Source organism: Nosocomiicoccus sp. HMSC067E10, assembly GCF_001810835.1.
In the GTDB taxonomy this organism is placed as follows: domain Bacteria; phylum Bacillota; class Bacilli; order Staphylococcales; family Salinicoccaceae; genus Nosocomiicoccus; species Nosocomiicoccus ampullae_A.
In genome coordinates this window covers 14336-40572 of the sequence record NZ_KV802776.1, presented here as the reverse complement: position 1 = coordinate 40572, position 26237 = coordinate 14336, and the positions used below count along the sequence as shown (strand labels likewise).

Annotated in this window: 31 protein-coding genes, 1 pseudogene and 1 riboswitch; of the genes and pseudogenes, 24 read left to right on the top strand and 8 right to left on the bottom strand. The window is 34.3% G+C overall.

What is annotated here, in order from left to right:
• Positions 1-101: 101 nt before the first annotated feature.
• Positions 102-416, bottom strand: coding sequence for a DMT family transporter (locus tag HMPREF2767_RS07475; RefSeq protein WP_070623604.1), 315 nt, complete (start codon positions 414-416; stop codon positions 102-104).
• A complete protein-coding gene (locus HMPREF2767_RS07470; protein ID WP_070456264.1) occupies positions 416-766 on the bottom strand; it encodes a DMT family transporter in 351 nt (116 codons plus the stop codon). Before HMPREF2767_RS07470 ends, HMPREF2767_RS07475 begins: the two co-directional genes overlap by 1 nt.
• A gap of 46 nt (positions 767-812) precedes the next feature.
• Positions 813-911, bottom strand: a riboswitch (guanidine-I (ykkC/yxkD leader).
• A 275-nt stretch (positions 912-1186) separates the two neighbouring features.
• On the opposite strand from HMPREF2767_RS07470, the gene HMPREF2767_RS07465 reads away from it, so the two are divergent.
• The 14 genes and pseudogenes from HMPREF2767_RS07465 (at position 1187) to HMPREF2767_RS07400 (ending at position 14035) form a co-directional block, all read left to right on the top strand.
• Positions 1187-1888: a ferredoxin reductase domain-containing protein gene (locus tag HMPREF2767_RS07465; RefSeq protein ID WP_070623602.1), complete on the top strand. Its 702-nt coding sequence runs from the start codon at positions 1187-1189 to the stop codon at positions 1886-1888.
• A 19-nt stretch (positions 1889-1907) separates the two neighbouring features.
• A complete protein-coding gene (locus tag HMPREF2767_RS07460; RefSeq protein ID WP_068128753.1) occupies positions 1908-2468 on the top strand; it encodes a TetR/AcrR family transcriptional regulator in 561 nt (186 codons plus the stop codon).
• Positions 2469-3139: 671 nt separating this feature from the next.
• Positions 3140-4639 (top strand): RNA-binding domain-containing protein, encoded by a 1500-nt coding sequence (locus HMPREF2767_RS07455; RefSeq protein WP_068128751.1) that lies wholly within the window; start codon positions 3140-3142, stop codon positions 4637-4639.
• Positions 4640-4962: 323 nt separating this feature from the next.
• Positions 4963-5727, top strand: a complete 765-nt coding sequence (locus HMPREF2767_RS07450) for an HNH endonuclease (RefSeq protein ID WP_070623599.1) — start codon at positions 4963-4965, stop codon at positions 5725-5727.
• A gap of 146 nt (positions 5728-5873) precedes the next feature.
• Positions 5874-6680: pseudogene (locus tag HMPREF2767_RS08880) on the top strand (aminoglycoside phosphotransferase family protein); the annotation flags it as partial.
• A 175-nt stretch (positions 6681-6855) separates the two neighbouring features.
• Positions 6856-7941, top strand: coding sequence for an alpha/beta hydrolase (locus HMPREF2767_RS07440; protein ID WP_070623596.1), 1086 nt, complete (start codon positions 6856-6858; stop codon positions 7939-7941).
• Positions 7942-8243: 302 nt separating this feature from the next.
• Complete coding sequence (locus HMPREF2767_RS07435) at positions 8244-8840, top strand: hypothetical protein (RefSeq protein WP_070623593.1); 597 nt, start codon at positions 8244-8246, stop codon at positions 8838-8840.
• Between the two features lie 164 nt (positions 8841-9004).
• The gene (locus HMPREF2767_RS07430; RefSeq protein WP_070623590.1) at positions 9005-9421 is read left to right on the top strand and encodes a PH domain-containing protein; all 417 of its coding nucleotides are present in this window, start codon (positions 9005-9007) and stop codon (positions 9419-9421) included.
• A 38-nt stretch (positions 9422-9459) separates the two neighbouring features.
• Positions 9460-9906, top strand: coding sequence for a gamma-glutamylcyclotransferase family protein (locus HMPREF2767_RS07425; protein ID WP_070623587.1), 447 nt, complete (start codon positions 9460-9462; stop codon positions 9904-9906).
• A gap of 88 nt (positions 9907-9994) precedes the next feature.
• Entirely contained in the window at positions 9995-10402 is a 408-nt protein-coding gene (locus HMPREF2767_RS07420; RefSeq protein WP_246828778.1) for a methylated-DNA--[protein]-cysteine S-methyltransferase, read from the top strand.
• Between the two features lie 46 nt (positions 10403-10448).
• Complete coding sequence (locus tag HMPREF2767_RS07415; RefSeq protein ID WP_070623584.1) at positions 10449-11870, top strand: AlbA family DNA-binding domain-containing protein; 1422 nt, start codon at positions 10449-10451, stop codon at positions 11868-11870.
• A 230-nt stretch (positions 11871-12100) separates the two neighbouring features.
• On the top strand, positions 12101-12400 hold the full coding sequence (locus HMPREF2767_RS07410; protein WP_070623581.1) for a DUF2089 family protein: 300 nt from the start codon (positions 12101-12103) through the stop codon (positions 12398-12400).
• Positions 12400-12690 carry a hypothetical protein gene (locus tag HMPREF2767_RS07405; RefSeq protein ID WP_083302084.1) on the top strand — a complete coding sequence of 97 codons (291 nt, stop codon included), beginning with the start codon at positions 12400-12402 and terminating at the stop codon, positions 12688-12690. Before HMPREF2767_RS07410 ends, HMPREF2767_RS07405 begins: the two co-directional genes overlap by 1 nt.
• A 154-nt stretch (positions 12691-12844) precedes the next feature.
• A complete protein-coding gene (locus HMPREF2767_RS07400) occupies positions 12845-14035 on the top strand; it encodes a chromate transporter (RefSeq protein ID WP_070623577.1) in 1191 nt (396 codons plus the stop codon).
• Here the strand turns inward: HMPREF2767_RS07400 and HMPREF2767_RS07395 are convergent.
• Positions 14019-14972 carry a hypothetical protein gene (locus tag HMPREF2767_RS07395; RefSeq protein ID WP_070623574.1) on the bottom strand — a complete coding sequence of 318 codons (954 nt, stop codon included), beginning with the start codon at positions 14970-14972 and terminating at the stop codon, positions 14019-14021. The genes HMPREF2767_RS07400 and HMPREF2767_RS07395 overlap by 17 nt on opposite strands.
• Before the next feature lies 1 nt (position 14973).
• A complete protein-coding gene (locus HMPREF2767_RS07390; RefSeq protein WP_070623571.1) occupies positions 14974-15810 on the bottom strand; it encodes a hypothetical protein in 837 nt (278 codons plus the stop codon).
• Between the two features lie 206 nt (positions 15811-16016).
• Here HMPREF2767_RS07390 and HMPREF2767_RS07385 point away from each other — a divergent pair, with 206 nt between their 5' ends.
• The 6 genes from HMPREF2767_RS07385 to HMPREF2767_RS07365 all read left to right on the top strand — a co-directional run bounded on the left by HMPREF2767_RS07385 (position 16017) and on the right by HMPREF2767_RS07365 (position 19444).
• Positions 16017-16208 (top strand): hypothetical protein, encoded by a 192-nt coding sequence (locus tag HMPREF2767_RS07385; RefSeq protein ID WP_068128730.1) that lies wholly within the window; start codon positions 16017-16019, stop codon positions 16206-16208.
• Positions 16209-16212: 4 nt separating this feature from the next.
• Complete coding sequence (locus HMPREF2767_RS08775) at positions 16213-16383, top strand: hypothetical protein (RefSeq protein ID WP_168162128.1); 171 nt, start codon at positions 16213-16215, stop codon at positions 16381-16383.
• 206 nt (positions 16384-16589) lie between these two features.
• Positions 16590-17486: a nuclease-related domain-containing protein gene (locus HMPREF2767_RS07380; protein WP_070623568.1), complete on the top strand. Its 897-nt coding sequence runs from the start codon at positions 16590-16592 to the stop codon at positions 17484-17486.
• 871 nt (positions 17487-18357) lie between these two features.
• Positions 18358-18657, top strand: a complete 300-nt coding sequence (locus HMPREF2767_RS07375) for a DUF4298 domain-containing protein (protein ID WP_070623565.1) — start codon at positions 18358-18360, stop codon at positions 18655-18657.
• A 36-nt stretch (positions 18658-18693) separates the two neighbouring features.
• Positions 18694-19206 carry a hypothetical protein gene (locus HMPREF2767_RS07370; RefSeq protein WP_068128724.1) on the top strand — a complete coding sequence of 171 codons (513 nt, stop codon included), beginning with the start codon at positions 18694-18696 and terminating at the stop codon, positions 19204-19206.
• Between the two features lie 4 nt (positions 19207-19210).
• On the top strand, positions 19211-19444 hold the full coding sequence (locus HMPREF2767_RS07365; protein WP_068128722.1) for a hypothetical protein: 234 nt from the start codon (positions 19211-19213) through the stop codon (positions 19442-19444).
• 23 nt (positions 19445-19467) lie between these two features.
• Here the strand turns inward: HMPREF2767_RS07365 and HMPREF2767_RS07360 are convergent, their stop codons facing one another.
• Positions 19468-20466 carry an NAD(P)/FAD-dependent oxidoreductase gene (locus HMPREF2767_RS07360; protein ID WP_070623562.1) on the bottom strand — a complete coding sequence of 333 codons (999 nt, stop codon included), beginning with the start codon at positions 20464-20466 and terminating at the stop codon, positions 19468-19470.
• A gap of 91 nt (positions 20467-20557) precedes the next feature.
• Between HMPREF2767_RS07360 and dinB the strand changes: the two genes are divergently transcribed.
• Both dinB and map read left to right on the top strand, forming a co-directional pair.
• A complete protein-coding gene (gene dinB, locus HMPREF2767_RS07355; protein ID WP_068128782.1) occupies positions 20558-21631 on the top strand; it encodes a DNA polymerase IV in 1074 nt (357 codons plus the stop codon).
• 49 nt (positions 21632-21680) lie between these two features.
• Positions 21681-22433, top strand: a complete 753-nt coding sequence (gene map, locus HMPREF2767_RS07350) for a type I methionyl aminopeptidase (protein ID WP_068128719.1) — start codon at positions 21681-21683, stop codon at positions 22431-22433.
• 41 nt (positions 22434-22474) lie between these two features.
• On the opposite strand, the gene HMPREF2767_RS07345 is transcribed toward map, so the two are convergent.
• Genes HMPREF2767_RS07345 through HMPREF2767_RS07335 form a run of 3 tightly spaced genes read right to left on the bottom strand, consistent with a single transcriptional unit; the run spans position 22475 to position 24603 of the window.
• Positions 22475-23032, bottom strand: a complete 558-nt coding sequence (locus HMPREF2767_RS07345; protein WP_070456303.1) for a beta-class carbonic anhydrase — start codon at positions 23030-23032, stop codon at positions 22475-22477.
• Positions 23029-24234, bottom strand: coding sequence for a YihY/virulence factor BrkB family protein (locus tag HMPREF2767_RS07340; protein ID WP_246828777.1), 1206 nt, complete (start codon positions 24232-24234; stop codon positions 23029-23031). The genes HMPREF2767_RS07345 and HMPREF2767_RS07340 overlap by 4 nt, the downstream gene beginning before the upstream one ends.
• Before the next feature lie 48 nt (positions 24235-24282).
• Positions 24283-24603 carry a hypothetical protein gene (locus HMPREF2767_RS07335; RefSeq protein ID WP_070623559.1) on the bottom strand — a complete coding sequence of 107 codons (321 nt, stop codon included), beginning with the start codon at positions 24601-24603 and terminating at the stop codon, positions 24283-24285.
• Positions 24604-24750: 147 nt separating this feature from the next.
• On the opposite strand from HMPREF2767_RS07335, the gene HMPREF2767_RS07330 reads away from it, so the two are divergent.
• Complete coding sequence (locus tag HMPREF2767_RS07330) at positions 24751-24948, top strand: DUF1128 family protein (RefSeq protein WP_040928250.1); 198 nt, start codon at positions 24751-24753, stop codon at positions 24946-24948.
• 13 nt (positions 24949-24961) lie between these two features.
• Entirely contained in the window at positions 24962-26188 is a 1227-nt protein-coding gene (locus HMPREF2767_RS07325) for an aminopeptidase (protein WP_070623556.1), read from the top strand.
• Positions 26189-26237 lie beyond the last annotated feature (49 nt).

Genomic DNA, 26237 nt, shown 5'->3' with positions numbered 1-26237 from the left:
ATTCTATCAACTCGTCCCATGTGGAGTTGGTAGCGTTATTAGAACGAAAATAGATATAGAAATAAAAAATGCCCGTTAGATTTTAGTCTAACAGGCATTTTTTATGAAATGAGTTTTAAGCCAATCGCACTGCTAAGAATCAGTGCAATAAATAATATTCTATAAATACTTTTTGATTCTCCAAAGTAAAACATACCAATAAGTGAACTACATACAACGCTTATTCCTGTCCATATTGCGTAAGCTGTTCCCATAGTAATATAAATCAACGAATAGTGAAGGAACAATAGTGACATACCTATACCAATGATAATGTAAATGGCAGTTTGCCAATCCTTTTTTATAGTTAAGCGGTTGATCATTGAAACAGCAAATGTTTCAAATATGCCTGAAATAACTAAGCTTATCCATGCCATTAGCTCTCATACCTCGCTTCACTTTGCTGTTTTTCATAATCTGTGACAATCATTAACCCAATCACGCTAGTTAGAAGTATTAAAATTAAAAAAATCTTCAACCAATTGAAAGGTTCTCCAAAGAATAATATTTCTGCAACTACAGTACCACCAGCTCCTAATCCAACAAACATAGTATATACGGTAGTAGTAGGTAGTACCTGTGCAACTTTGATCATTAAAGTGTTACTTAATATGATTAAAATGACAGTAAGTGTCCATGTTAAAAAGTTATACGAATGAGCAAGTCCGATCACCCATAATACTTCAAAAAAAGATGCTAAAAATAAAGTGAACCAATATTTTTTCATTGTTACCCCCAATAAAATTAAAAAGCCTGAGAAAACTGATATCAGTTTCTCCCAGGCTTTTATCCTTCCGTGACACAGAAAAATCTGTGAGTTTTCTCTCGGACCAGGCTAACTTAAAAGTTACGGAACCCTAGAAAACATTTTATATTTACTTATTAGTCAATAAGATTATAGATGATTTTAATATCATTTTCAAATCAACAAGAATTAATTAATAACAGTATTTCCCTTTTAATTATTATATAACTAGAAAAAGTCGTAAAAGTAGAGAATGGAGAAGTGACCATAAATAAGATTAAACCAACAAAAGATAATCTTAAAAATTTGAAATCTGACGCGTGTCAGAATATACTAAATGGTGTAGTACGACGCATGTGAAGTTAGACGAAATTATAAATTATATATAGAGGAGCATGCTTAATGCAAATATATTGGACTAAAATAAATAAGATTAAAGATGAGAATTCAGAAGTCAAAACATACTTCTTAGACTGTCCTGAGGACTTCACTTGGGAAGAGGGCGCACATACGCATTTTGCACTGAAAGGTTTCCAAGATGAAAATGTTGGCAAGAAAATGGTACGCCATATGTCTATCTCAACAACGAATGATGAAAGTGTAATAGGAATTACAACACGTATCAGAGATCTGCCTTCTGAATTTAAAAAAGCATTAAAGGAACATTCAGTTGGAGATGATGTTGCATTATTTAAAACTCATTCCAACGTGCCGCTAAAAAGAGAAAACAAGAATATTTACTTACTATCATCAGGTGTTGGTTTAGCAACATTTAGACCACTTGTTCTTGAATATTTAAAACGTGCGGATGACGTAAATCAAATTCATTCACTAAATATTGATTCATCAAAAGAATTTTTATTCTCTGATGTATTCGAGAGTTCGACAGAGAAGAAATTTACTTCTGAGTTTGTGGATAACCGTCAAAGTTATTATGAGAGAGTAAAAGAACTTGCTGAAGACAAAGGCGGTCTATTTTATGTTGTAGGTAGCGACGAGTTCATTGTACAAAACATAGAATTATTACGCGAACAAGGTATTCTAAAAGAGCAGATTTTACTTGATAAGCATGCACTACAATTACCTAAATATTTTACTGCTTAAGTAGTTAGGAGTAGTTAAATTGAGTAGAGATAAAATTAAAGAAGTCGCAATTCAACATTTTAATCATTATGGCTACGCAGGGACAAGTCTTTCTAAAATTGCAGCAGAAGTCGGTATTCGTAAACAGTCACTAGCATATCATTTTCCAAATAAATGTGAGCTATTTCAAAATGTATATAAAGAGGTAGTGGAGAAAGAAATTAATTTTGTCCAAAATTATTTTCAGGAAAATAAAGATAAACAACTAGATGAGCAGCTATATAATTTTTTGTCTCTACACAAAGAACGATTTCTATCAGATCATAATGCAACACTTATGTTAACGACAACGCTTCAGACACCTGAAGGTATACCAAAAGATATCTTAGAAGCGCCCTATAGATTTATCAGAATATTAACTGAAACACTAAAAAGTTGTTTCCAAAAAGAATCATTCCGACTAAGTGCAGAAGACTGCGCACTCGCTTTTGTTACGTTAATCGATGGTCTAAATATCCAGCTAGTTTATGAAGACAAAGAGAGATATGAACGACTACAAAAGATAACATGGGATATATTTTGGTCAGGGATTCAAAAATAAAATGGTTAAGACCTATCACAGTCCGAATTTAAAACGTTACGTTGGGCCAGATAATGGTTTGTTAGGGAAAAACCAATGTAAGAATCACTAGGATCATCAAAACAAAATGCCGAAGATAACGATGTTACAAATAATTATTTGCTCCCAAAAGATATCATATGGCTCAGAGACTTTGGCTAAGACTAAAAATGGTATAACCAGTGGACCTAATCCCCTATACGGTTCATGTAGAGACGGTGGTATTACTTGTGAAAAGCACAAAATAAATTACAAAGACCTTTACAATAGCTATCGAATAAGGATGAATGAAGTGAGGAAATGATTAGAGACAATGAACCGCTAAGTGTGTGGTAAAGATTCAAAAGGTTGAAAAATGAATCGTATAAGGAGACAGGGTTCTTGGGCGCTTACCAGATGTCTGAGGGTCCTGTTTTTAACTTTTAAGTGCATGCCGAACTATGTTACAGAATGGGGGAGTGCATAGTTCCGTGTCTCTCTTTTTGGTATAATGATTTAGAAGTAAATAATCGTGAGTGAATCGTGCGAAAATCGTGCGAACAAAATCGGAAAATCTTGTTTTGATGCGGTTTGTTATGAAAATAATCGTGAGTGAATCGTGCGAAAATCGTGTAAGATTCTAACCAATATAAGTGCAGTAATGGAGGGTTTAGGTGAAACAATCTGAAATACTAGGAATTGTTGAAGGGAAATATGTAGAGTTAAAAAGAGCTAAAAACAAAATTCCCGATTCTTTTTGGGAAACATACTCCGCATTTGCAAATACAGATGGTGGTATTGTTATTTTTGGTGTGGATGAAAAAACAAAGCAAGTTGTAGGTATAGATCAACCAGAAAAAATGAGAGATGATTTATTTAATATGGTGAATAATCCCCAAAAAGTAAGCATCAATCTCATCAACGATAATGATGTGAAAATTATAGATAGTGATAATGGTGTTCAAATTATGATGATAAAAATATCGGAAGCACCTTATCAATCGAAGCCAGTTTATTTAAAGGGAAATCCTCAATTAGCTTTTGAACGACTTGGAGAAGGTGATAGACGATTAACTCCGGATAAATATAAAGAGTTAGTTGTGGGATCTCAACCTGAGACAGATAATGAGCTATTAAGCAATTATGATTTGTCGGATTTATCCGTTGATGATTTAGAAGTTTATCGAACGGCCTTATATGAGCAAACAAAAAATGAACGATATAGAAGTATGGATTTCAAAGATTTATTAATCGAAATCGGAGCGTTTAGAAAGGATAGACAAGGTGACGGTCAGTATCACTTAACAGTGGGAGGGTTGTTGTTTTTTGGGAAGTACACAGCAATTACAGATAGGTTCCCAGGGTTTCAGTTAGATTATTTTGAAAAAGAATCCTCATTGGACGTTGATTGGAAAGACCGGATTTCATCAGGAGATGCAGGGTATCCCCAATTAAATGTGTATAGTTTTTATCGAATGGTAATGGCTAAATTGAGTACCACATTAAAAGATGAGTTTATTTTGGATGAAGATACAAAATCTAGACTTCCATTTAGAACAGATTTATATACAGCGGTTAGAGAAGCTTTAGTCAATTCGCTAATGCATGCCTATTACGATTCAAATAGTCCAATAGTGATTACAGCTTTTCCAGATTACTATGAATTCATTAATCCTGGTAAAATGAGAATAACAGAAGAGGATTTTGTGCATGGAGGGCATTCGGACATCAGGAATCATACCATGTCTAACATAATGCGAAGAATAGGTGTTTCGGAGAAAGCCGGTAGTGGAGGCCCTCGAATATTTGATGTTGCCTCTAAATATAATTTAAAACTTCCAGAGGTAATTAGAGAACAGTATAAAACGACACTAAGAATTTGGAAAGTTGATTTAGAAAAAACTTTTGAAGATTATACAGATAATCAGAAAAAACTATTATATTTTCTAGTTGAAAATCAAGCTATTTCTAGAGCGGATGCTAACGAACAACTTAAAATGGATAATTATACCTTTAGGACTACTATTAACGAACTGTTAGAAAAAGGTGTGATTGAAATCATGGGCAAAGGAAGAGCAACAAAATATATTCTGAAAAAATCCTCCTTAGAACAGTCCTACAGCATGAAAAGAATTTTAAGGATTGTTGAAGATAGGATTACTAAGACATCATAGAATAAATATGTAATTTCCATCCTAACTACCTAATCACACACTCTAAATCACTTTGTAACTTAAGGTCGACACATGGTAGAGTTAGTAGCATTAGTGTTAAGAGTGGTTGAATAAAATGACTTTAAGTGTTGATGTAATAAGGAATATAGGGTTTCACCTAAGTTTGTTTTATGAAAATAAATTGGTGAAACTCTTTTTGTTATTGGTGTTGTAAGAACTAGAATTTGGGGTTAAGTTGACGGATTAGATTTTGAGTAGGACAGTTGATAGACTAGATAAGTTTACTATGCGAATTGAAAATATAAGAATGGTAGGTGGTTTATATGCAAAAAGAATTAGATTACTATCCAACAAATGCAAAAAACTATACTGTCGATGAGTGGATTCTGATGTTACAGGAGAAAGACTGTTTTACACCTTTCTTACAGGAAGCAATCTATGTTTTAGTGTTCGAAATGGATGGTAAAGGATCAGCCAAACAAATATCGGAAATTACTGGACGCCCATATCAAGTATATAATACATCTATGGCTCAAACAGTTAAACGGCTAAGAAAAAAAGGCTATACTTTTGAAACTGATTTAAGGAATAAAAGTAAAAAAGAAAGGTACTGGAGTCATTTTTTTAATGGGTATTATGAGAAGGAATTATTTATTTGGGAAGTGAAAGATTCTTTACAAGAAGCATTTATGAAATATATTGGAAAGTTTGATAGAGACGATGCCCTCACTTATGATAATGAATTAGCGAATGAATATGAAACTATAGAAGGAATGAAACGCCATCGTACTCATTATCAAATTGAACGTAATTCAAAAATCATAAATATTGCAAAGAAAGAATTTATTAAAAAGCATGGGGAACTTTTTTGTGAAGCTTGTAACTTTTCATTCGAAAAAACATATGAAATTGAATTTATTGAAGCACATCATATTTTACCACTATATATGGGAAAAAGGAGAACTAGAAAGATAGACTTAATTATGCTGTGTGCAAATTGTCATCGTGCAGTACATAATAAGAAGTGGAATGATAAGCCGATAGATGAATTTTTGGAATATATGAAAAATAAATCGATTAAATATTAATTCATATTAAATTAACTAAACGAAAAAGATACGTTGAGATGATGGCATTACTTGAAAGAAGTGAAATTTAAACAATGTCACAACTAAATTTAATTTCTAAAGAACCAATTAATAAAGGTTGATCGTGCGATAAAAAATATTGTGTTACAGCGGACGATGGTGTTAAATACTTTTTGAGGATAGCCCCCGAAGAAGAAAGTGCTAATCGTGCAGAGATGTTTCGAATGATGCAACAGCTAGCCGCTCTTGATATTTCTATGTGTAAACCAGTTGAGTTTGGAAAGTGTGATCAGGGTGTTTATATCATTGAGAGTTAGGTTGAGGGTAGAAATTCTGGAGAAGTCATTCCTAACCTAACTAACAGTGAGAAGTATGATTTTGGTCTTGAGGCAGGAAGAATGCTCAAAGCCATCCATTCTATTTCAGCTCCGGAGAATCAATCTGATTGGGAAACTCGATTCAATGAGAAGATGGATTCTAAAATCAAGATGTATAAGGATTGTCCCATTAAATTTGACGGAGCAGAAGATATTATAGACTATATAGAATCCAACCGTCAATTGCTTGTAAACAAACCACAAACCTTTCATCACGGAGATTTTCATATTGGCAATATGATGATTGAAAATAATAAGATAGTAATCATTGATTTCAATCGTTTCGATTTTGGTGATCCTTGGGAAGAGTTTAATCGTATTGTATGGTGTGTTCAAGCTTCTCCAATATTTGCTTCAGGCATAATAGATGGATATTTTGATAATGAAGTACCGATGGAATTTTGGAAGTTACTGGCCCTGTATATTTGCAGTAATATTCTGTCCTCCATACCGTGGGCTATTTCATATGGGGGAAGTGAAGTACAAACGATGCTTAACCAAGCAGAAGATGTATTGAATTGGTATGACAATATGCGTAATCCTATTCCAACTTGGTATATTAAAGAAAAAATTTAATAGATGTCTTAAGCCCGGATTGATATCCGGGCTTTTTTTGTTGTGTAAATTATATGTCTAAATAATACATCATCATCAGCTTCGAACTAACAGTGACAATCATTCATTATGTTAGAAAAGCCTAAAAGTGGATATAATTTAATTGAACTCAGTAAAAATAAAGAGGAGTTTAATTATGAGAAAATTAAAGAAAAGAACTAAGCTATTTATTGTCATCATTCCGCTTGTGTTAATAGTAAGTGCTTTTTGTATTTTTTCAATATTCATATACAATCAGAACATCAATCAGCGATTTGAAAGTTATCCACCACTTATGCTAAAAGTTTCAGACTTTGAAGGCTTGAATTCTAAACAGTATGAATTTCCATCTGATAAGGGACAAATACTAACGGGATCACTGTATAGTGTAGGGGACGACCAAAAAGGAATTATTGTATTATCACATGGTTTTGGCGATGGAGGACATAATTTCTATTTAGAATATATTAATTATTTTGCACAAAATGGATACTATGTATTTGCCTATGATGCGACGGGTACTGATGATAGTGAGGGAGACGGAGTAGGTGGTTTTCCTCAAGGCGCAATTGACCTAGACTATGCGATATCATTTGTTAAAGAAAGTGGGAACTTCCCGGATTTACCTATAGGACTGTTTGGACATAGTTGGGGCGGTTATAATGCTTCAAGTGTACTTACATATCACCCTGAAGTAGAAGCGGTTATTGCTTGCTGTGGTGTTAATAAATCTTCAGATTATTTTGAGGCAGTAGGAAAACAAGAAGCGGGTAGTTTTATTTATACGATGATGCCTTTTTTAAAAATTCATGAATGGATGAAGTTTGGTAAATATGCGACTAACACAGCGATGGATGGTTTTGAGTCAAGTAATGCAGCTATTTTACTTACCCATAGTGAAGATGATGAAATGATTCCTATACAATACGGCTACGATTTATTTCATGAAAAATATAACGATAACTCGAGATTTACCTTCCTTCACTTTGAAGATAGAGGACATGATCATTTCTTTGATGATCCGAACAACACATATAAAGACGAGTTAGATGAAGCAATAAAAGAGTGGACGGATTCTCTCGACTATAATTATGAGAAAGAAGAAAATGAACAAAGATTTGAGAAAGACAAGGCAAAGTTCATTGAAGAAAATCTTGATAGAGAACGTTGGAGTAACCGTATAGATACTGAATTATTTGAACAGTTTGTTGAGTTTTATGATGCGAATTTAAGTGCGAAGTAAATAATGATTTCAAGGTTTTATAGACTACTTAAGCTCCTGAGAAGGGGCTTTTAATTTTCAGAAATAATAAGAGAGTGTATAGAAGTGTGGACAAAGAGTGACTATCATCTATGTTTGAGTCTTATGTAGCATTTGCAGTGTAATCATCTTTGGCACGAAGAAAGAATACTTTATCGATAATTTGGTATAATGATTTAAAACTATTTAATCGTGAGAGAATCGTGCGAAATGAAGTAAAGATTGTTGAAATAAAAGTATTCGATTTAAAGATCATATGCTTATCTTTATATGGGAGTGATTAAATGCTTGAGGAATTAATTAAAAATTGGAAGATGTACTGTAGAGAGGAAAATTTTGTGGGGATAGGCTCTACAAGAAAAGTGTATAGAGTTTCAGACTATGTAATAAAAGTCAATTTACATCCAATTGGATATCATCAATCAAAAAATGAATTTGAAATTTTCACTGCAATGGCGAATAAATCTTTAGATTCATTGCTTGCTCAGACATATTACTACGATGAACTTATTTCTATACAAAAATACTACGCTCCCTTAGAACTTATAGATAATCAATCGTATGAAATAAACCTTGAGAATCACTCGCATTTAATACCTGATTCATTTGAAAAAGTTTTAAATGAGCTGGATAAAAACTTCGATTGCTTTGATTTGAGAGACAGTAGCAACTATGGGTTAGATAATGAAGGTAAGCTCGTTTTTATTGATTATGGTATGACAAAATCTTTGTATGAATCGAAATGGGTACCACTAGCTGAAGAAGGTATACTTCCACAAATATACTTTGATATTTGTAACAGCTGTCGAGTAGAGAAAGAGCTACGTATGTATGGAGATAATGATAAAGATAAACGTTGCTATGAATGTGGAAAGGAATAAGGTGATTTAGAAGTATTTAAGTAGATTTCTTAAGCTCGGGATAACAATCCGAGCTTTTTGTCGTGTAAAAAATATAACAGTACAATTATAAATACAAATGGTAAACTATAAATTAACTATAGATCACAATTTTGTTTTTCGTTTAATATATTGGAGGTGAAGTGTTGAACTTTAAATCTAAAAAAGATATTTGGCTTGCTGTGTCCATTTGGGGAGTAATTATTTTAATGTTTTTTATGATGATAACTGAGCGAAATATAGTGGTATATATTGTCGGAATATTAAACAATGCACTACTATTATGGCTATGGTTTGGTACAAGTTATAAAATTGACGATGAGAATCTTATAGTTAAAAACGGACCTTTTAAAAGTACGATAGATATTAAAAGTATTAAAAAATTACGAGCTACAAAAACATTATTAGCAGGACCAGCATTATCTATCGATAGAATAGAGATTCAGTATAAGAGATATGATTCCGTAATTGTATCTCCTAAAGAAAAGAACAAGTTTATTGAGTCTTTATTAAGCAAAAATAAATCAATTAAAGTTGATGATAAACTTTATCCAGATAATTAATAAAGCTAAACGAGTATACTTCATGTGGAAGGATTGAGATGATGACTAAATATTATATTGCATATGGTTCCAATTTACACCTTGAACAAATGGCGAAAAGATGTCCAACTGCTAAAGTGGTTGGCAAGAGTGAAATTAAAGATCACACACTTACTTTTAGAGGGACAGATAACCGATCTTTTGCAACAGTTGAACCGTGTAAAGGTGACAGTGTTCCGATTCTCGTGTGGCTTATTGCACCGGATGACGAAAAGGAACTTGATATTTATGAAGAGTACCCAGATTTATATAGAAAAGAAGTAATGGAAGTTATTGTTGATAATCAACCAGTAAACGCGATGGTCTATATTATGAACGAAGGCAGACCACTAAATCTGCCGAGTAAAGAGTACTACTTAACAATTCTAGAAGGGTACAATAGTGCAGGGTTTGATGTTGAATATTTAAATATTGCAATGGAAAACTCAGTTGAAAAAAATGAATAATATTAAAAAGAATACAGGGTTAGATTATGCTGTATATGAATTTCCATTTGGCTTATTAAAAATAGGCTATAAGAAAAATGTTCTAACAATGGTGAAGAAGATTGATGAAACAAGCGATTACGGCAGAAAGACAGAGTTTACTGAACGTGTTTATCGTGAAATCATGGAATATTTGAATGGTGAAAGAACATCGTTTGATATTTCATATGAGCTTAAGGGAACGGATTTTCAAAAACGAGTATGGGAAGAACTTACACGAATACCTTATGGTGAAACACGTACATATAAAGAAATTGCTAATGCAATAGGTAACGCGAATGCGAGCCGCGCAGTAGGAATGGCAAATAATAAAAATCCACTCATGATAATCGTACCGTGCCATAGAGTTGTTGGAGCAAATGGAAAACTCATCGGTTATGCAGGTGGTATCGAAATGAAAAAAGAACTGCTAGATATGGAAGCGAAGGTTGTAATGGAAGTCGTAAGGAAACATTAAATAATATTATACTTTTTTAAATTGTTTAAATGAGAGGAGGATTATTTTGAACCTAAAGGATTACATTGGTGAGACCAATTTCTATGATAAAAAAGAAAGGTTAGAAGTAAAAAGGCCTAAATCATGGCTAAAATCTGTATCTTCTTTTGCAAATGGAAAAGGTGGTAAGTTAATATTTGGAGTTCAAGAGGATAATACAGTTCTTGGTCTCGAGGATTACAAAATGGATTCAGAAACTATTAGTGAGATCATAAAAAATAAGATGGAGCCAAATCCAGAATTTGATATGGAAATAATCGAAATTGAAAACAAGTTTATATTAATTTTAAGTATTTCATCAGGGAAAAACACACCTTACTTCGTAGTTGATAATGGCTCAAGAATAGCTTATAAAAGAATAGGTAATCAGAGCGTTCCAGCGAATAACTTAGACTTATTTAACCTAACACTAGAAGGAGAACACCTTAGCTATGATTTACTTAGGACAAGTAAGAAATTAGAAGATGTTACGTTTCATGATTTAAGTTTAGAATACAAAAATAGGACGAGAACAGAATTTCATAGTACAGATTTAAAATCGTTTGGACTTGCTAATGATGATAACACTATAACAAATGCAGGATTGTTGTTTGCAGATGGTTATCAAGTTTATCAATCTAGAGTGTTTTGTACAAGGTGGAATGGTTTAACAAAAGCCAACGGTAGAATAGATGCTATAGATGATGTTGAGTTTGAAGGAAACTTAATATATCTCTTAAAAGCAAGTTTAGACTTTGTAAAAAGAAATATCAAAAAAATGTGGATAAAAGGACCTACTTTTAGAGAAGAATATCCAGAGTATCCCGAAAGAGCGATACAAGAAGCACTTGTAAATGCTTTGATTCATAGAGATTATTTAGTAACAGGAAGCGAAGTACACATAAGCATCTATGATAATAGAGTGGAAATATTTTCACCGGGTGGAATGTGTGATGGTACTTTTGTTCAAGATCTTAATCCTTTAAACATTTCTTCGACAAGAAGGAATCCAATTATAGCGGATGTATTTGCAAGACTAGGTCTAATGGAAAGACGTGGATCAGGTCTTAGAAAAATAATTGAATCTTATAAAATAGCGGGAAATTATGACGAAAGACTTCATCCAGAATTTACATCTACAGAAACATCTTTTACAACCATACTTTGGAATATGAATTACAATAATGAGAATGTCACCCAAAATGTCACCCAAAATGTCACCCAAAATGTCACTCAAAACAATCAACGAAAATTAAAACCAAATGATAGGCGTAAAAGAATTTTAGAAATATTAAAAAACAATCCAAAAGTAACTGCTTTAGATTTGTCGATTCAATTTAAAGTGACAGAAAGAACAATAAAAAGAGATTTGAAGATTCTAACGGATAAAGAAATAATAAAGTATGTTGGCAGTGCTAAGGATGGACACTGGAAGTTAATAAATGAATAATAAATAATATAGATATAAAATTACCATGAGATCTAACATTTCTATGAGAGGAATGTTGGGTCTTTTTCTTTAAGATAGCCAACTTGAAATGAAGCAGCTACATATTTAATTAGCTAAAATTAATCTTATTTAATTAAAAGTAAAATAAAAATTTAACTTTATTAAAGCTTTATTTTACAAAATTAAACATACATGATATGATTTAATTAGAAATAAGGAGGTCGAGTGCTGTGGAAAGAGATAACATACCAAATTGGATTTTATCGTTAGAGCAAGAAGACTTGGAGTTTATAAAAAAGTTTATGTTGCTCTCCGGCTCTTTGAAAGAAGTCGCTAAAATGTATGGTGTATCATATCCGACAGTTCGCATTAAGCTAGACCGTTTAATTGAAAAAATTAAATTGCACGATGAAATTGAAAATGAAGATTTCATCAGTTTTATTAAACAGTTGTCAATTGATGATCGAATTGAATTAGAAGAAGCAAAGTTAATTATTGAAAAGTATAAAGAAGAAAGGAAGAATTCATAGTGTTTGGTTTTGGATCAATTTATGATGTGTTAATTATAGCCGGATTTTTAGGTTTACAGTTCTTTTTAAGTACGAGACAAAGTAAGTTTTGGGGATTAATATTACCATTAGTTTTCTTAGTTTGGCGAGGGACTATTATATTTACATCAGATGCAAATATATTAGCAGAGGTATTAATTACAGCAGTCGGACTTCTGTTTCTACTTGGTCAGTTTAGTGCTGGTAGAAAACAAGTAAAAGAAAGACAAAGAAAAGAGTTAGAAAAAATGACGTCGCATGATCTAAATTAATTTAGGTCATGCTTTTTTAATATATAAAAGTATACATGGTCTCTTCAAAAATCTTTGTAAAAATTATGTAAATATAAAGTTTAATTGACTGAAAACAGATAAAATAAACGATAACTATCGATGCTAGATTATATAATTTTTAAAGGAGAGAGTGATGAATAAAAATAAACGTAGTAGTGTGAAGTCACTTTTAGAAATTTTGATTGTATCTACGCGTCTCGGTTTAACTTCATTTGGTGGGCCGACTGCACATCTCGGTTATTTTCACGAAGAGTATGTCCGTAGAAGAAAATGGATGGACGAAAAGAGCTACGCGGATTTAGTTGCATTATCTCAGTTTTTACCAGGTCCCGCGAGTAGTCAGGTTGGAATTGGTATCGGTGTAATGCGTGGCGGTGTTTTCGGTGGAATCGTATCTTTTATTGGGTTTACACTCCCGTCCGTACTTTTACTGATTTTATTCGCTTTATTTTTAACAGAGTTTGACGTTGCAAATGCCGGGTGGATTCACGGGCTAAAAATTGTTGCAGTTGCGGTCGTTTTACATGCAATTATCGGTATGGCAAAAAGTTTAACACCAGACTTAAATCGAAAAGCACTCGCTTTATTTGCGTTAATTATTACACTGCTTTGGCCGGCTGCTTTTACTCAAGTTGGTGTGATAGTAATTGCTGGTGTAATCGGGTTTTTAATTTATAAAAATCATAACAAAGATGAAGTACTAAGCACTAGATTTCCAATAAGTAAAAGATTTTCAGGGGCTTGTCTTATTCTGTTTTTCGGATTGCTCGTAATGTTACCGGTTATAAGAGAAACGACTGGATCATACTGGATTGCGATGTTTGATAGCTTTTATCGTTCAGGCGCATTAGTGTTTGGTGGAGGGCACGTCGTGTTACCACTATTAGAACAAGAATTTGTACCGACAGGTTGGTTAAGTGAAGCGGAATTTTTAGCAGGTTACGGTGCCACTCAAGCAGTACCTGGTCCACTTTTTACATTTGCTGCGTATATCGGAGCAGTGATGAACGGATGGCTAGGCGGACTCATCGCAACGATTGCGATTTTCTTACCCGCATTTTTACTGATACTCGGCGCGTTACCGTATTGGGATCAATTACGAAATAACCCGAACATTAAAGGGGCGATCATGGGTGTGAATGCCGCGGTTGTCGGAATTTTAATCTCAGCGTTATACCATCCGATTTGGACGAGCTCGATTTTAACACCAATTGACTTTGCATTAGGCGCGATATTATTTAGTATGCTTACATACTGGAAATTACCACCATGGATTGTCGTGTTGACTGGAGCTGTTGGTGGGATGTTTATTCATCTTCTATGAATTGAACCATGAATATATCCGTATCACGGGGAAGGTAGATGATTTCTGCCTTTCCTTTTTTAAGTTCATGTAGTTCTGTTAAACTGATGACATTTTTAATTCGCTTCGTTAGTTTTTTACCTTCGTCTGTTACATACTGGATGCTAAAAAGCACTTGAGGTTGTTCGTTTACGTGAAGTCCAGTTTGAGAGTAACTGAGAATTTCACCTTCGACAGTTTTTCCATATAATAACAATTCTCCAAACTCTTCTTCAGAATTAAAAGAAATGAGTGGGTGGTATCTCATGACGATATCGAAACTACTCGAAAGTTTCAGTAATATTCTTAAAAGGATAATCCCAGAAATCGGTGCCCATAGCCAAGACGTTACTGGACTTAAAAATCTCCAGCCGTATCCGTCATTTTGAACGTAATACGTCACTATAAAAAATCCAATCATATAGACGATGTTAAAAATAATCCACACCGAAGCAAAAGGACTCGTCTTCGTTTCGTATTCTCCGTCATTAAGAGTAAACGGAGGCTGAAAACCGTTTTTATTTAACTTTAAATCAATCGTTTTACCTCTTTCAAAACGGTGTTCGTGTGGCTTTGAATCGACAACTTTTACATATGATTTTACGGAATTTCCTGCTAAATTTAAAAATTGTACGAGCAACTTTTTAGAGATTTCGTTATTGTTTTCTTGTATAACCTCTTCATTTAATATATCAGCGTGTACGAGTTGGCCTGAGTACCTAATATCCTCATGTTGCGTCAATAGTTTTTGTGGTCTCGTTACCAATTTATAAATCATAAATGTTTGTACGAGATAAAGTACAACCCCGACAACTAAAAGAATCGTCGCAACGATTGGTGTAGTTCGAATAGCTGGTATATATAAGAAAAATATTGGAAACACGTACATAAAAAAGAATATGAGTAGTATAAACATCATGTTAAATCCTCTCTTTCTTTATAAGATTGCCCTTATGATCAAAAGTTAAATGGTAATCTTCTCTCGTTCCTTTAAGTGGAGTGTTAAAAGACACGTCATTTCCATCAAATCGCGACTGGATAGTTGCGATATTATTATCGTTAATAATTGTGGTTGATTCATCGTATTCGCCCATATCTTTTAAAATTTCTATCGCCGTATCTACAATTTTTTCATAGCTATCAAAATTAAATTGAGACACTTGAATCGATGCAGTGACGGGATCGACATCTTCCTTTAGTTTTTCAGGGATGATACTCCATGATCCGATTGACATATTATAATAATATAGGTCGACATGTTTTGTATTATTTGGATCGACAACATACACGTATAGATTAGTAGAATTCAGCATGATACGCCCTTCATACACGTAAAATTCACGTGTACCGACAAGTTCGAAAAGAGATTCCATAATCTCATCGCGTTTGTCACGATTTGTCAAAAGATTATTTGATTTGAAAACATTGATAATTTCCATGATTTCTTCTTCAGACAAATAACGATTGATATTTTCTTCTTTTAAATACATATCAAATTGTCGATTGATTTCGACATCAAACTCGGTACCATACTTTTCTTCTGCATCTTTAATAATGTCTGATGAAGTGATGACTTCATTGCTCTCGTCTAAAAATATCCTTTTAACTTTATCGGTTAACGATTGTTCACTGTCTTCTTTGTTCAATTTTTCAGGACTTTTTCTGAACGTGTCTTCAATCGCCTGTTCGACCGCTTGACAAGAAGTTAAAAACAGAGCAGCTACAAAGTTCAGCAAAATGAATCGTGTTTTATTCATTCCTTATCTCCTTGAGAATGTTTATTTAAAATATGTATATTATTTACTTACTTATAATTTTAGCACCCTGAAACCATTGAAATAAAGCGATTTATAGAACATTTACAAAATCTTTACAATATGAAACGAATTGATGTAAAGATGAAATCAAAGTGTTTGAAATGTATAATGAATAGTAAGTAGAAGAGTGTTAAGGAAGTGTAAAGATGAATGTTAAAAAGTTCTTCGTCATTTTGTTTATAGCATCACTCGTAATATTTTTAGGTGGATTTGTGTTTAGTTATTATGAAGCACTTCGTCCACTAAAGCCGTTTTATTATGTTTTTACGTTTGTAGTAATTATCGTTATACTCGTCTTTGGATTTAGAGGTCTGTATAAAACGTTTGAGGAGGATTGATAATATGAAATTTAAATGGCTATTCGTTTTATTGTTTGTCGCATTCGGTGGAACGATTCTATTTTCAAATATTGATATGTTAATTCCATACAGAAAAATGTTTTTATTTGTAGTATTGCTTTTGTTCATAGTAGTATTTATTACAAGTATTTTTAAGTTAAAGAATGAAGCCTGAACTTTTTTGAGTTCAGGCTTTTATTATGGAAACAATAAATTATCATTATTGCCACTTTTAAAATATGGCTAGGTTTTTAATCGATTTTAGAAAGTTCGGTGCTTGAATCAGACGGATTTTAAAAAATGTAATGAAATGCATAAATTTTTGTAGTTTTTGTATTTGCCTGATATGAGTTAATGTATGTCTAAAAAGGAGTTTTTACTATGAAATCACTCGTACATAGACAACTTGATGCGCTGAAATGGAGAATGGATTTAACGAATGAGCAGTTATATTATTTGGAAAATTTAACAAGAGGCTACAGCGGGGAAGAGGAGTTTAAAGGTTTCTTGATGAATTTAGTTGGTGAGAGTGCCTGTATACTCACAGATTTTACATTTTCAGTCGATGGAGTAGTTAGACAAATTGATGCACTGGTTGTGTTTCGAAACGCAATTTTTATATTCGAAGTAAAGAATTATCATGGAGACTATCTGTTTAGAGATGGTGATTTTTACAACACAAAATTCACTAGTAAAGTGAGATCACCACTAGAGCAACTGGATAATACAGTAATATTATTCAATCGTCTGACTCAAAAGGTGGGGATTACTCTTCCAATAAAAAGTTACGTCGTATTCATTGGTAAAGATTTTCATCTATATGAATCACCGCGTGGTCTTAATATAATCATGCGCGGTCAACTTAAAAAGTTTTTAAATGAATTGCGGTTAAAATATCAGCACGCAGATCAAGGTACAAAAAAGCTTGTCGAGAGTATATATCAGTTTAGACATTTAGAAGAACGAAGGTTAGACATCAACTATTCCTATGAAAGTTTAAAGAAATCTTTGTTTTGTATTGATGATGGAGGAGAAATTATATTAAACAATCGAACGTATTATGAATGTCAGAAATGTAACGGGAAAACTCCAATAGAAGCTGTCGTCCTACAAGCAATTAAAGATTTCCAAACACTATTTCCAGAGATGAAAATAACAATTTCTAATCTCTATAATTTCACAGGAGAGAAAATCTCAAGATATCACTATAGAAAAGTGTTAAATTCGCATTATCAGCGAGTAGGTAATGGTCGCGGTGTTCAATATATAGAGAAATAGCTGATTAAGAGTAGCTCGGTTTTTCATCTTGTAAAATTAACGAGGGTAGTTTTAACGTGAATGGCTTTTGTGTAAACGAAATAAAATTAATTTTACACAACTGCGAAATACGTCAAAGGGTACCTAGTTAATTGCACACAAAAGCTCTAATTGTCAACGAACGCGCAACGATTTTAACACAAATCGGATTTGCGTAAAATTAAACCGAAATCGGTCCTGCTGCCACTAATTTTTAAGATGAAAAACTGTTAAACAGCGGATCGGTTTTTCATCTTGTAAAATTAACGAGGGTGCCTTTAACGGAAACGCCCTTTGTGTAAACGAAATAAAATTAATTTTACACAACTGCGAAATACGTCAAAGGGTACCTAGTTAATTGCACACAAAAGCTCTAATTGTCAACGAACGCGCAACGATTTTAACACAAATCGGATTTGCGTAAAATTAAACCGAAATCGGTCCTGCTGCCACTAATTTTTAAGATGAAAAGCTATTGAACAGTAGCTCGGTTTTTCATCTTGTTAAATTAACGAGGGTGCCTTTAACAGAAACGCTCTTTGTGTAAACGAAATAAAATTAATTTTACACAACTGCGAAATACGTCAAAGGGTACCTAGTTAATTGCACACAAAAGCTCTAATTGTCAACGAACGCGCAACGATTTTAACACAAATCGGATTTGCGTAAAATTAAACCGAAATCGGTCCTGCTGCCACTAATTTTTAAGATGAAAAACTGTTAAACAGCGGATCGGTTTTTCATCTTGTAAAATTAAACGAACCAAAACCTAAACTCAACCAAAAATCATAGAACAATTCACCGACTCTTAGTGGTATAATTAAATTAATTCTATTGTATAGGGTGTGTTGGCATGAAAAAAGATGTTATTCGTTATGAAGAGATTTTAAACCGTAGTGCAGATCTTAAGGATGAAATGCAAAATCTCCTTCAAAAGTTCGAAGAGAACTTAGATGAATATAATGCACTGAAAAATTATTATGGTAGCCAGGAATATTTAAATGACCTCGAGGTGTCGAATACGACTGACGAATACGATGATATTAACCAAGGTGTACTGTCTGAAGATGCGGTGTTTAACCTAATTGGTGAGATGTATCACTTAAATGTTGATATGTTAGAAATCGCTGCAAAATATTTAAGAACTCATTAATATAACCGAATTGAAATAAATTGAGGAGGGACGTTCATGAAGCATTATTATTTTGAAGTGGAGAGACGACACCGTGAAAGTCATGTCTATATTACGAACGAAGCGAGTCAGAAGATTGGTGAAATCATCTTGAACCCGCGTGAAAAGTTCGATAAGGAACATAGCTTTTTGTTTCGTTATAGAGACGGTGAAAGTTACTTTTTAGGATTACGTCAGCGCCGCTTTAAAGATATGAACGTCGCTCGTTATGAATTATTTACGGATGATGAGAAGTTTAAATTTAAAGAAAGAAAAATACATAATATAATGAATTTTCGAGTCGATGGGGTGATTGACGATTCGAACTATTCATTTACAGAACGCGTGGCGAATACGCTAGAGATGGTAAAAGAAGGTGTGACGATTGGTCGTATTACTGAAGATGAAATCGTCGTAAACGATCACACACTACGCGTTGAAGAAAGTGTATTATTTTTAATGTATTTCATGTTTAAATTATATAAACGTGAACCTGTAAGCTTTAAAAAGTACCTTTATAATATGGGGTGACATCATGTCTTTATTAGTGTTAAGTTTTATAATCCCGTTAGTTGGTGTCTTTTTACCGATTTTTATGGAAAATGATTTCGGATGGACACTGACGATTTTATTTTCAGTGCTCGGCGTACTGTTTAGTGCGACAAGCGTCAAAGAACGAAAAGATAAATGGGCGATTATTGCCTTATTATTAAACGTCGTAGCTGTTGTTTACGCAGCATATGTGACGACTCAATTTTTTATGAGCTGATAAAGTATCAGCTCATTTTTTATTTATAAATAACTATACTTATTAATATCGAGTTCAGCATCGTTAAAAATAATAGTGTCAGCAATTACTTTTCCTAAAAATGGAGCAGCTGTTAATCCGCTTGATCCGAGACCATTCGCGACGAATGTTCTTTCATCGACAAATCCAATGAACGGTAGGAAGTCTCTCGTATATGGACGGAGACCAACTTTCATAAACTGTTCCACAATTTCTATATTAGGATAAAACTCCTGAAATACGTTCAATAAATACTCCTCATTTTCTTTTGTCGGAGTGACGTCAAAGCTTTCCGTATCAATATGTGTCGTACCGATAGCAAAGTGGTTTTTACTTAAGTTAACGATGTAGTGACTTCTATGCATGACGACCGGTAGATGTTCAAAGTGACCAGAAGTTTTCACGTGTAAAATCTCAGCTTTTTGGTGGCTGACTTTTGGTTCAAAAGGTTGTTCAGCGCCGTATGCACCGGTTGCGTAAATTTTAAAATCATCATCGTTTGGAATGTATGATTCATTTTTAATCGTGCCACCGGATTTTAAATACGCATCTTTTAATGCGTTTAAAAGTGCATCGCCTTTTACTTGCATCGCACCTTCAACGAATATGTTATAGTACTTGTTGTTTAAATATTCTACAGGCGCATCTTCTGACACAGAAATCATTTCTTCGTATACGTCATTATTTTTTTGAATACGTTTCAGCGCTTTACTATATTTCTTTTCGTCGTCGAATAAGATGTACGCACCGTTACGTTCAAATGATGGATTAATTGGTGAAGTTTTAGCGAGTGTTTCAATAAACTTTGGATAATACTTCGCACTTTTAGTGACCATATCGAGCCATAACTTGTTGCGTCTTTGACTGACCCATGGACAGATGATACCAGCTGAAGCTTTAGTCGCTTGTCCTTCATCTTGTCGGTCGTACACAATTGTATCTGTATGTTGTTGTAAGTGGTAGGCGATTGACAAGCCCATAATACCGCCGCCGATAATAATCATAATGATTCCTCCTAATCATATTATAACGATAAACGTTTAGATTTAAATTTAGAACAAATGTTCGATTTTTGGTATACTATTGTTGGTGAGGATAATGGAGCGACGGATTATTCATATAGATATGGACGCTTTTTATGCACAAGTTGAACAAAACGATAATCCTAAATTAAGAGGGAAACCGGTCATCGTTGGTGGGCGGTCTTTTAGCCGTGGCGTCGTTTCGACCGCGAGTTACGAAGCGCGTAAATACGGTGTGCATAGTGCAATGGCAATGAGTCGTGCGCATCAGTTATGCCCGGACGGAATCTTTTTACGTGCGCGATTTAACAGATATCGTGAAGTGTCGAGTCAAATTATGGATATCTTTTTATCGTACACAGAGATCGTTGAGCCATTAAGTTTAGACGAAGCATACCTCGATATTACGCATTTAGTGAGTAAAACTAGACCTGCGAAATCAATTGCGTTACAAATTCAACACGATATTTTTGAGAAAACGGGACTCACGTCTAGTAGTGGGATTTCATACAATAAATACCTCGCAAAACTCGCTTCAGGTATGAATAAACCAAGCGGTACAACGGTAATCGATTACGACAACGTCGACGAAATTTTAATGCACCTGGATATCGGTGATTTCCCAGGAGTCGGTAAAGTAACGAAAGAAAAGATGCACCGACTTAAAATATTTAACGGGCAAGATTTATACGACAAAGACGAAAATTTTTTAATCTTTCATTTTGGCAAAAGAGGAAGAAGTCTATATGAAAAGGCACGAGGGATTGGAACGAATCAACTCGATTACGACCGTGAACGTAAATCTGTAGGTAAAGAAACGACATTTAGTTACGATAGAAATGACGATGAAGAAATGGTACGTGTTTTAAAAGATTTGTCAGAACAAGTATCCGTAAGACTTGAAGATAAAAAACTATGTGGACGCGTCGTCACAGTAAAAATTCGTCACGACGATTTTACAGTGCATACAAAACAAACAGGGACGAGTAATCCAATATTTCGTACAGAAGACATATATGAAGTCGCGCATCATTTGTATTACGAGTTAAAAGATCCGACGATACCGATTCGTTTAATCGGTGTCACTGTTTCGGACCTAGAAAAACGATCGTATCGGAACATGACAATATACGACTTTTTAAAATAAAATATGATTTGTTATACTATATAAATATAGAAAAAAGCGAGGGTTTAAAGTGATAGTTGAAACAGATAAAGAACTAGAAGGATTAAAAGAAATCGGTCAAATTTGTGGACGCGTATTAAAAGAGACAATCGAGTACACAAAAGTAGGGATGACGACAAAAGAAGTCGACGACTATGCAGGTGCTTTACTCGAAAAGTACGGTGCAAAAAGTGCACCGATTACTGAATATGACTTCCCGGGATATACGTGCATTAGTATTAACGAAGAAGTAGCACATGGTATTCCAGGAAAACGAGTCATTAAAGATGGAGATCTCGTGAATATTGACGTCTCTGCAATGAAGGACGGTTTTTATGCAGATACAGGTTTATCATTTGTCGCTGGAGAAGTGGATGATGAACAAAAGCAAAAAGTTATCGACGTTGCTGAACTGGCATTTGACGAAGCGATGAAAAAAGTAAGACCAGGAGCGAAGCTATCTCAAATTGGGCGTGCCGTGCATAATACAGCACGTAAACATAATATGACAGTCATTAAAAACTTAACAGGGCACGGAGTTGGATATAGTTTACACGATGAACCACAGCACGTTTTAAATTATTATGATGCATCGGATAAGACGATTCTTAAAGAAGGTATGGTGCTTGCGGTTGAACCGTTTATTTCAACGAAAGCAACTCTCGTTTATGACGGAAAAGACGACTGGGCATTTGAAACAAAAGACGGTAGTTATGTCGCTCAAAAAGAACATACAATTATGGTCACTAAAGATGGCCCAGTATTACTCACTGAAGTAGAGTAACAAAAAGACGATCAAACTTTAAGTTTGATCGTCTTTTTCTTTTAGTAATCGTTATGAATAACTTCTACAGCACCTGTACCAGGGTCCATGACAAGACCGTGAACAGGAACATTTTTATCCATTAACGGATGTTGTTTAACGATTTTGATGTTTTCTTCTACACTTTCTTCAACGCTATCAAAGCCCTGTAACCAGTCGACGACGTCAATTCCTGAATGCATTAAAGTATTAATGACTTCTTCACTTATACCGCGGTCGTGCATTTCTTTTAAAATCGGTTCTGGCTTTAACGCACCAAATCCGCAGTCATTATGACCCATAATGATAACCTCTTCAACACCGAGCATATATACAGCGACGAGTATACTTCTCATCGTACTGCCGTATGGGTGTGTAATCATAGCGCCAGCGTTTTTGACTTGTTTAATATCGCCATTTTTAAGACCGAGTGCTTTATAAGTTAGTTCCGTTAGCCTAGAATCCATACATGAAACGATTAGCACTTTTTTATCTGGCGTTTTTGACGTTTGATAGTTTAAATAATCTTTGTTTTCTACAAATTTTTCATTGTTTTCTAATAACGTATCGAGTAATCTCATGCTTTTTCTACCTTATCTCTATTCCCGTCTTCATTGACGTTTAAGTATTCTTTATGTTTAATTGCGTTAATTTGAGCACCTAAAATTAAAATGATACTCGTAATATATAGCCATAAAATTAAAATGATAACCCCTGCGATACTTCCGTATGTTGCAGAGTAGTTACTAAAGTTAGAAACATAGAAACTAAATCCGAGTGATGCGACGATGAAAAGAACTGTTGCAGTAATCGTGCCTGGTAATACAGATTTAATTTTCACTTTAATATTAGGTGCAAAAATATAAACGATTAAGAATGAAACGAAAACGAGTAATACAGGAAGTAAATTACTCACTAAGTTCCATACAAATTTTAACTGTTCTGCATCAACAAAACCAAAAACGAAACTACCGATTTGGTTACCGAGAATCATTAACACGAACGTACCGACAATACCGAGAGCAAGTATCAGTGTAAATACTACAGATAAAATACGAGAGACAATTCCGTTACGATTGTCTTCAACATCATAAGCGACGTTAAATGCACTCATTAACTGGTTCATACCGTTCGAGGCAGACCATAGCGTTAAGAGTAAACCGATAGACAGTAATCCACCAGAACTACTCGATAGCACGTCGTCTAAAATACCTGTCAGCATACCAGAAATCTCTGATGGTGCGTATTCATTGATCAGATCTGTAAATTGAGACTGATCGACATTAAATAACGGTATGATAGTCAGTAAAAAGATTAACGCAGGGAAGATTGAAAGTAATAAATAGTACGCAAGCTGAGCTGCCATACCTGTCGTATTGTCTTTACTAAACTGGAATAACAACTTACCTAAAAATCCAGCGTCGTCTTTTACTTGAACGGGTTTATTCACTTTTGAGACGTATACAGATGATCCAGGTTTAGGAACGACTGATTGGAACGTCTGATACCCGACGAAATACTCGTGCTTTTTGTTATCTTCTTTTTGTTTTTCATTTAACTCTTTCATGAGTTTTTTCTCTTTTTTCTTTTCGTCAGCTTCGTCTTCTTTTTTTTGTTCTTTATATTCAGCCTCGGCCTTTTCTTGCTCTGTTAACGCATCTTCTTTAGCCTGTGCTGTTTCGCCTTTGTTGCCTTGAGCTTTATGTTCTTTGTTGTAATCATCACCGTGCTTTAACTCATTTAAAAAATCGGTGTTACGTTCACGGTTCGTTTCTTTACTCATACACATACCTCCTATAAAAAAGAGCGCCATTCGACGCTCTATATTGTATTATTGCAGATGCTTTTGATCTTTATTTTTATCGAAAATTGCTTTTGCGTTTTTAAGTGATTCTTCAAGCTCTGGGTTGTTACGGCGAATTTCTTCGAACGTATCTTTCCAGAATAGAACCTCTTCTTTAATTTGCTCAAATTTTGATGGTTCACTTGAATTTGATGCAAATTGATTTTTTAATTCGTCTGGATGTTTTGCATAATCAATTGCTTTTTTAGAACCTTGAATGACAGATTCTCGTGTGTTTTTATCTATTAGACTAACGAGTCCTCCGACTGCTGCACCTAATAAAATGGCAGGTAATAGTTTGTTTTTCATAATCCATCGTCTCCTTTAAATCTCTCAATACTTAGATATAACCATTTTAGCGAACATTTAAACGAAAGAAAATATAAATCGACAGTAAACGCTATTATTTGGTAAACTTAACTTTATGATAGTACGATTCGGGAGGCCTTATACGAAATGGATAAAGTACAAATGTTAAAAGAAATCGAAGAAGCTTTGAATGTCGTCAGTAAAGGAATTTTAAGTGACGAAGAATTCCCTGACGATAAAATTGATGAATTAAGAGATTACCATCGCTACATCAAAAATCAAAAACAAATTTCACCAAAAGAACAAACGATGATCATCGACGAAATTGGTAAACTTAAAAAGTAAAGGGGTACTACATATGACAAACAACAAGTTAACAAAATACGCAGAGTTACTCGTAGATGTAGGTGTAAATATTAACGAAGGAAAACGTCTATTTATTTCAGCGACGACAGATGCGTTACCACTCGTTCGTGAAGTGACGCGTGTTGCGTACGAACGCGGAGCAGCTGAAGTCGTTACGAAACTTTCTGACGATACGTTATCACGCCTTCACGCTGAAAATCGTTCAGCTGAAGAACTCGCAACAGTTCACCCGTGGATTGTAGAAGAGCGTATGCATTATAGCGACGAGCATGCTGGATTCTTAAGCATTATCTCAAGTTCGCCAGAACTACTAAAAGGGATCGACCCGATGAAACTTAGAGAAATGCAAATCGCAAATGGTAAAGCATTAAAAGATTTCTCTGCACGTGTACAATCAGATTTCCACTCATGGTGCGTGGCTGGATATCCATCGGTCGACTGGGCAAAACTTGTATATCCAGATGAAACAGAAGAAGTTGCATTTGAAAAGCTATTAGATCTTATTCTTTATACAGTTCGTGCTGATCAAGACAATCCAGTAGAAGCATGGGATACGCACGATAAAACATTGCATGAGAAAGTTGATATTTTAAACGATGCGAACTTAAAATCGATTCGTTTTGTGTCTGAAGGTACAGATTTAACGATCGGTTTACCGGAAGGATATCTTTTTGCAGGGGCTTCAAGCGTTGACGCGACAGGTCGTAGCTTTATGGCAAATATGCCAACTGAAGAAGTATTCACTGCTCCAGATAGAAATAACGTAAACGGATATGTAAGTAATACGTTACCGTTATCGCACGGTGGAAACATCGTCGATAACTTTAAATTAACGTTTAAAGACGGAAAAGTAGTCGACTTTGAAGCAGAAGTTGGTTACGAAATTTTAGAAAACATTTTAGAAACAGATGAAGGTGCACGTTACTTAGGTGAAGTGGCACTCGTACCGTATGATTCTCCAATCAGTAACACGAATACGTTATTCTACAACACGTTATTTGATGAAAACGCGTCATGTCATATTGCGCTCGGAAGTGCGTATGCATTTAACGTGAAAGACGGAAAAGAAAAATCACGTGAAGAATTAAGCGAAATCGGTATTAACGATTCAATTACGCACGTTGACTTTATGATCGGCGCTAGTGACACAGATATTATCGGTTTAACAAAAGATGGAGAAGAAATTCAAATCTTCAAAGATGGAGACTGGAGTATTTAAAAAGTCTATCCCACACTATTTAAAGTATGGTATTATAGTAGTAGTATAG

Excerpts from the sequence above, each read along its gene's own strand:
- HMPREF2767_RS07475 (WP_070623604.1), bottom strand. The coding sequence starts at position 416 with ATGGCATGGATAAGCTTAGTTATTTCAGGCATATTTGAAACATTTGCT.
- HMPREF2767_RS07470 (WP_070456264.1), bottom strand. The coding sequence starts at position 766 with ATGAAAAAATATTGGTTCACTTTATTTTTAGCATCTTTTTTTGAAGTA.
- HMPREF2767_RS07465 (WP_070623602.1), top strand. The coding sequence starts at position 1,187 with ATGCAAATATATTGGACTAAAATAAATAAGATTAAAGATGAGAATTCA.
- HMPREF2767_RS07450 (WP_070623599.1), top strand. The coding sequence starts at position 4,963 with ATGCAAAAAGAATTAGATTACTATCCAACAAATGCAAAAAACTATACT.
- HMPREF2767_RS07440 (WP_070623596.1), top strand. The coding sequence starts at position 6,856 with ATGAGAAAATTAAAGAAAAGAACTAAGCTATTTATTGTCATCATTCCG.
- HMPREF2767_RS07435 (WP_070623593.1), top strand. The coding sequence starts at position 8,244 with ATGCTTGAGGAATTAATTAAAAATTGGAAGATGTACTGTAGAGAGGAA.
- HMPREF2767_RS07425 (WP_070623587.1), top strand. The coding sequence starts at position 9,460 with ATGATGACTAAATATTATATTGCATATGGTTCCAATTTACACCTTGAA.
- HMPREF2767_RS07420 (WP_246828778.1), top strand. The coding sequence starts at position 9,995 with ATGGTGAAGAAGATTGATGAAACAAGCGATTACGGCAGAAAGACAGAG.
- HMPREF2767_RS07400 (WP_070623577.1), top strand. The coding sequence starts at position 12,845 with ATGAATAAAAATAAACGTAGTAGTGTGAAGTCACTTTTAGAAATTTTG.
- HMPREF2767_RS07395 (WP_070623574.1), bottom strand. The coding sequence starts at position 14,972 with ATGATGTTTATACTACTCATATTCTTTTTTATGTACGTGTTTCCAATA.
- HMPREF2767_RS07390 (WP_070623571.1), bottom strand. The coding sequence starts at position 15,810 with ATGAATAAAACACGATTCATTTTGCTGAACTTTGTAGCTGCTCTGTTT.
- HMPREF2767_RS07385 (WP_068128730.1), top strand. The coding sequence starts at position 16,017 with ATGAATGTTAAAAAGTTCTTCGTCATTTTGTTTATAGCATCACTCGTA.
- HMPREF2767_RS08775 (WP_168162128.1), top strand. The coding sequence starts at position 16,213 with ATGAAATTTAAATGGCTATTCGTTTTATTGTTTGTCGCATTCGGTGGA.
- HMPREF2767_RS07380 (WP_070623568.1), top strand. The coding sequence starts at position 16,590 with ATGAAATCACTCGTACATAGACAACTTGATGCGCTGAAATGGAGAATG.
- HMPREF2767_RS07375 (WP_070623565.1), top strand. The coding sequence starts at position 18,358 with ATGAAAAAAGATGTTATTCGTTATGAAGAGATTTTAAACCGTAGTGCA.
- HMPREF2767_RS07370 (WP_068128724.1), top strand. The coding sequence starts at position 18,694 with ATGAAGCATTATTATTTTGAAGTGGAGAGACGACACCGTGAAAGTCAT.
- HMPREF2767_RS07365 (WP_068128722.1), top strand. The coding sequence starts at position 19,211 with ATGTCTTTATTAGTGTTAAGTTTTATAATCCCGTTAGTTGGTGTCTTT.
- HMPREF2767_RS07360 (WP_070623562.1), bottom strand. The coding sequence starts at position 20,466 with ATGATTATTATCGGCGGCGGTATTATGGGCTTGTCAATCGCCTACCAC.
- HMPREF2767_RS07345 (WP_070456303.1), bottom strand. The coding sequence starts at position 23,032 with ATGAGATTACTCGATACGTTATTAGAAAACAATGAAAAATTTGTAGAA.
- HMPREF2767_RS07340 (WP_246828777.1), bottom strand. The coding sequence starts at position 24,234 with ATGAGTAAAGAAACGAACCGTGAACGTAACACCGATTTTTTAAATGAG.
- HMPREF2767_RS07335 (WP_070623559.1), bottom strand. The coding sequence starts at position 24,603 with ATGAAAAACAAACTATTACCTGCCATTTTATTAGGTGCAGCAGTCGGA.
- HMPREF2767_RS07330 (WP_040928250.1), top strand. The coding sequence starts at position 24,751 with ATGGATAAAGTACAAATGTTAAAAGAAATCGAAGAAGCTTTGAATGTC.
- HMPREF2767_RS07325 (WP_070623556.1), top strand. The coding sequence starts at position 24,962 with ATGACAAACAACAAGTTAACAAAATACGCAGAGTTACTCGTAGATGTA.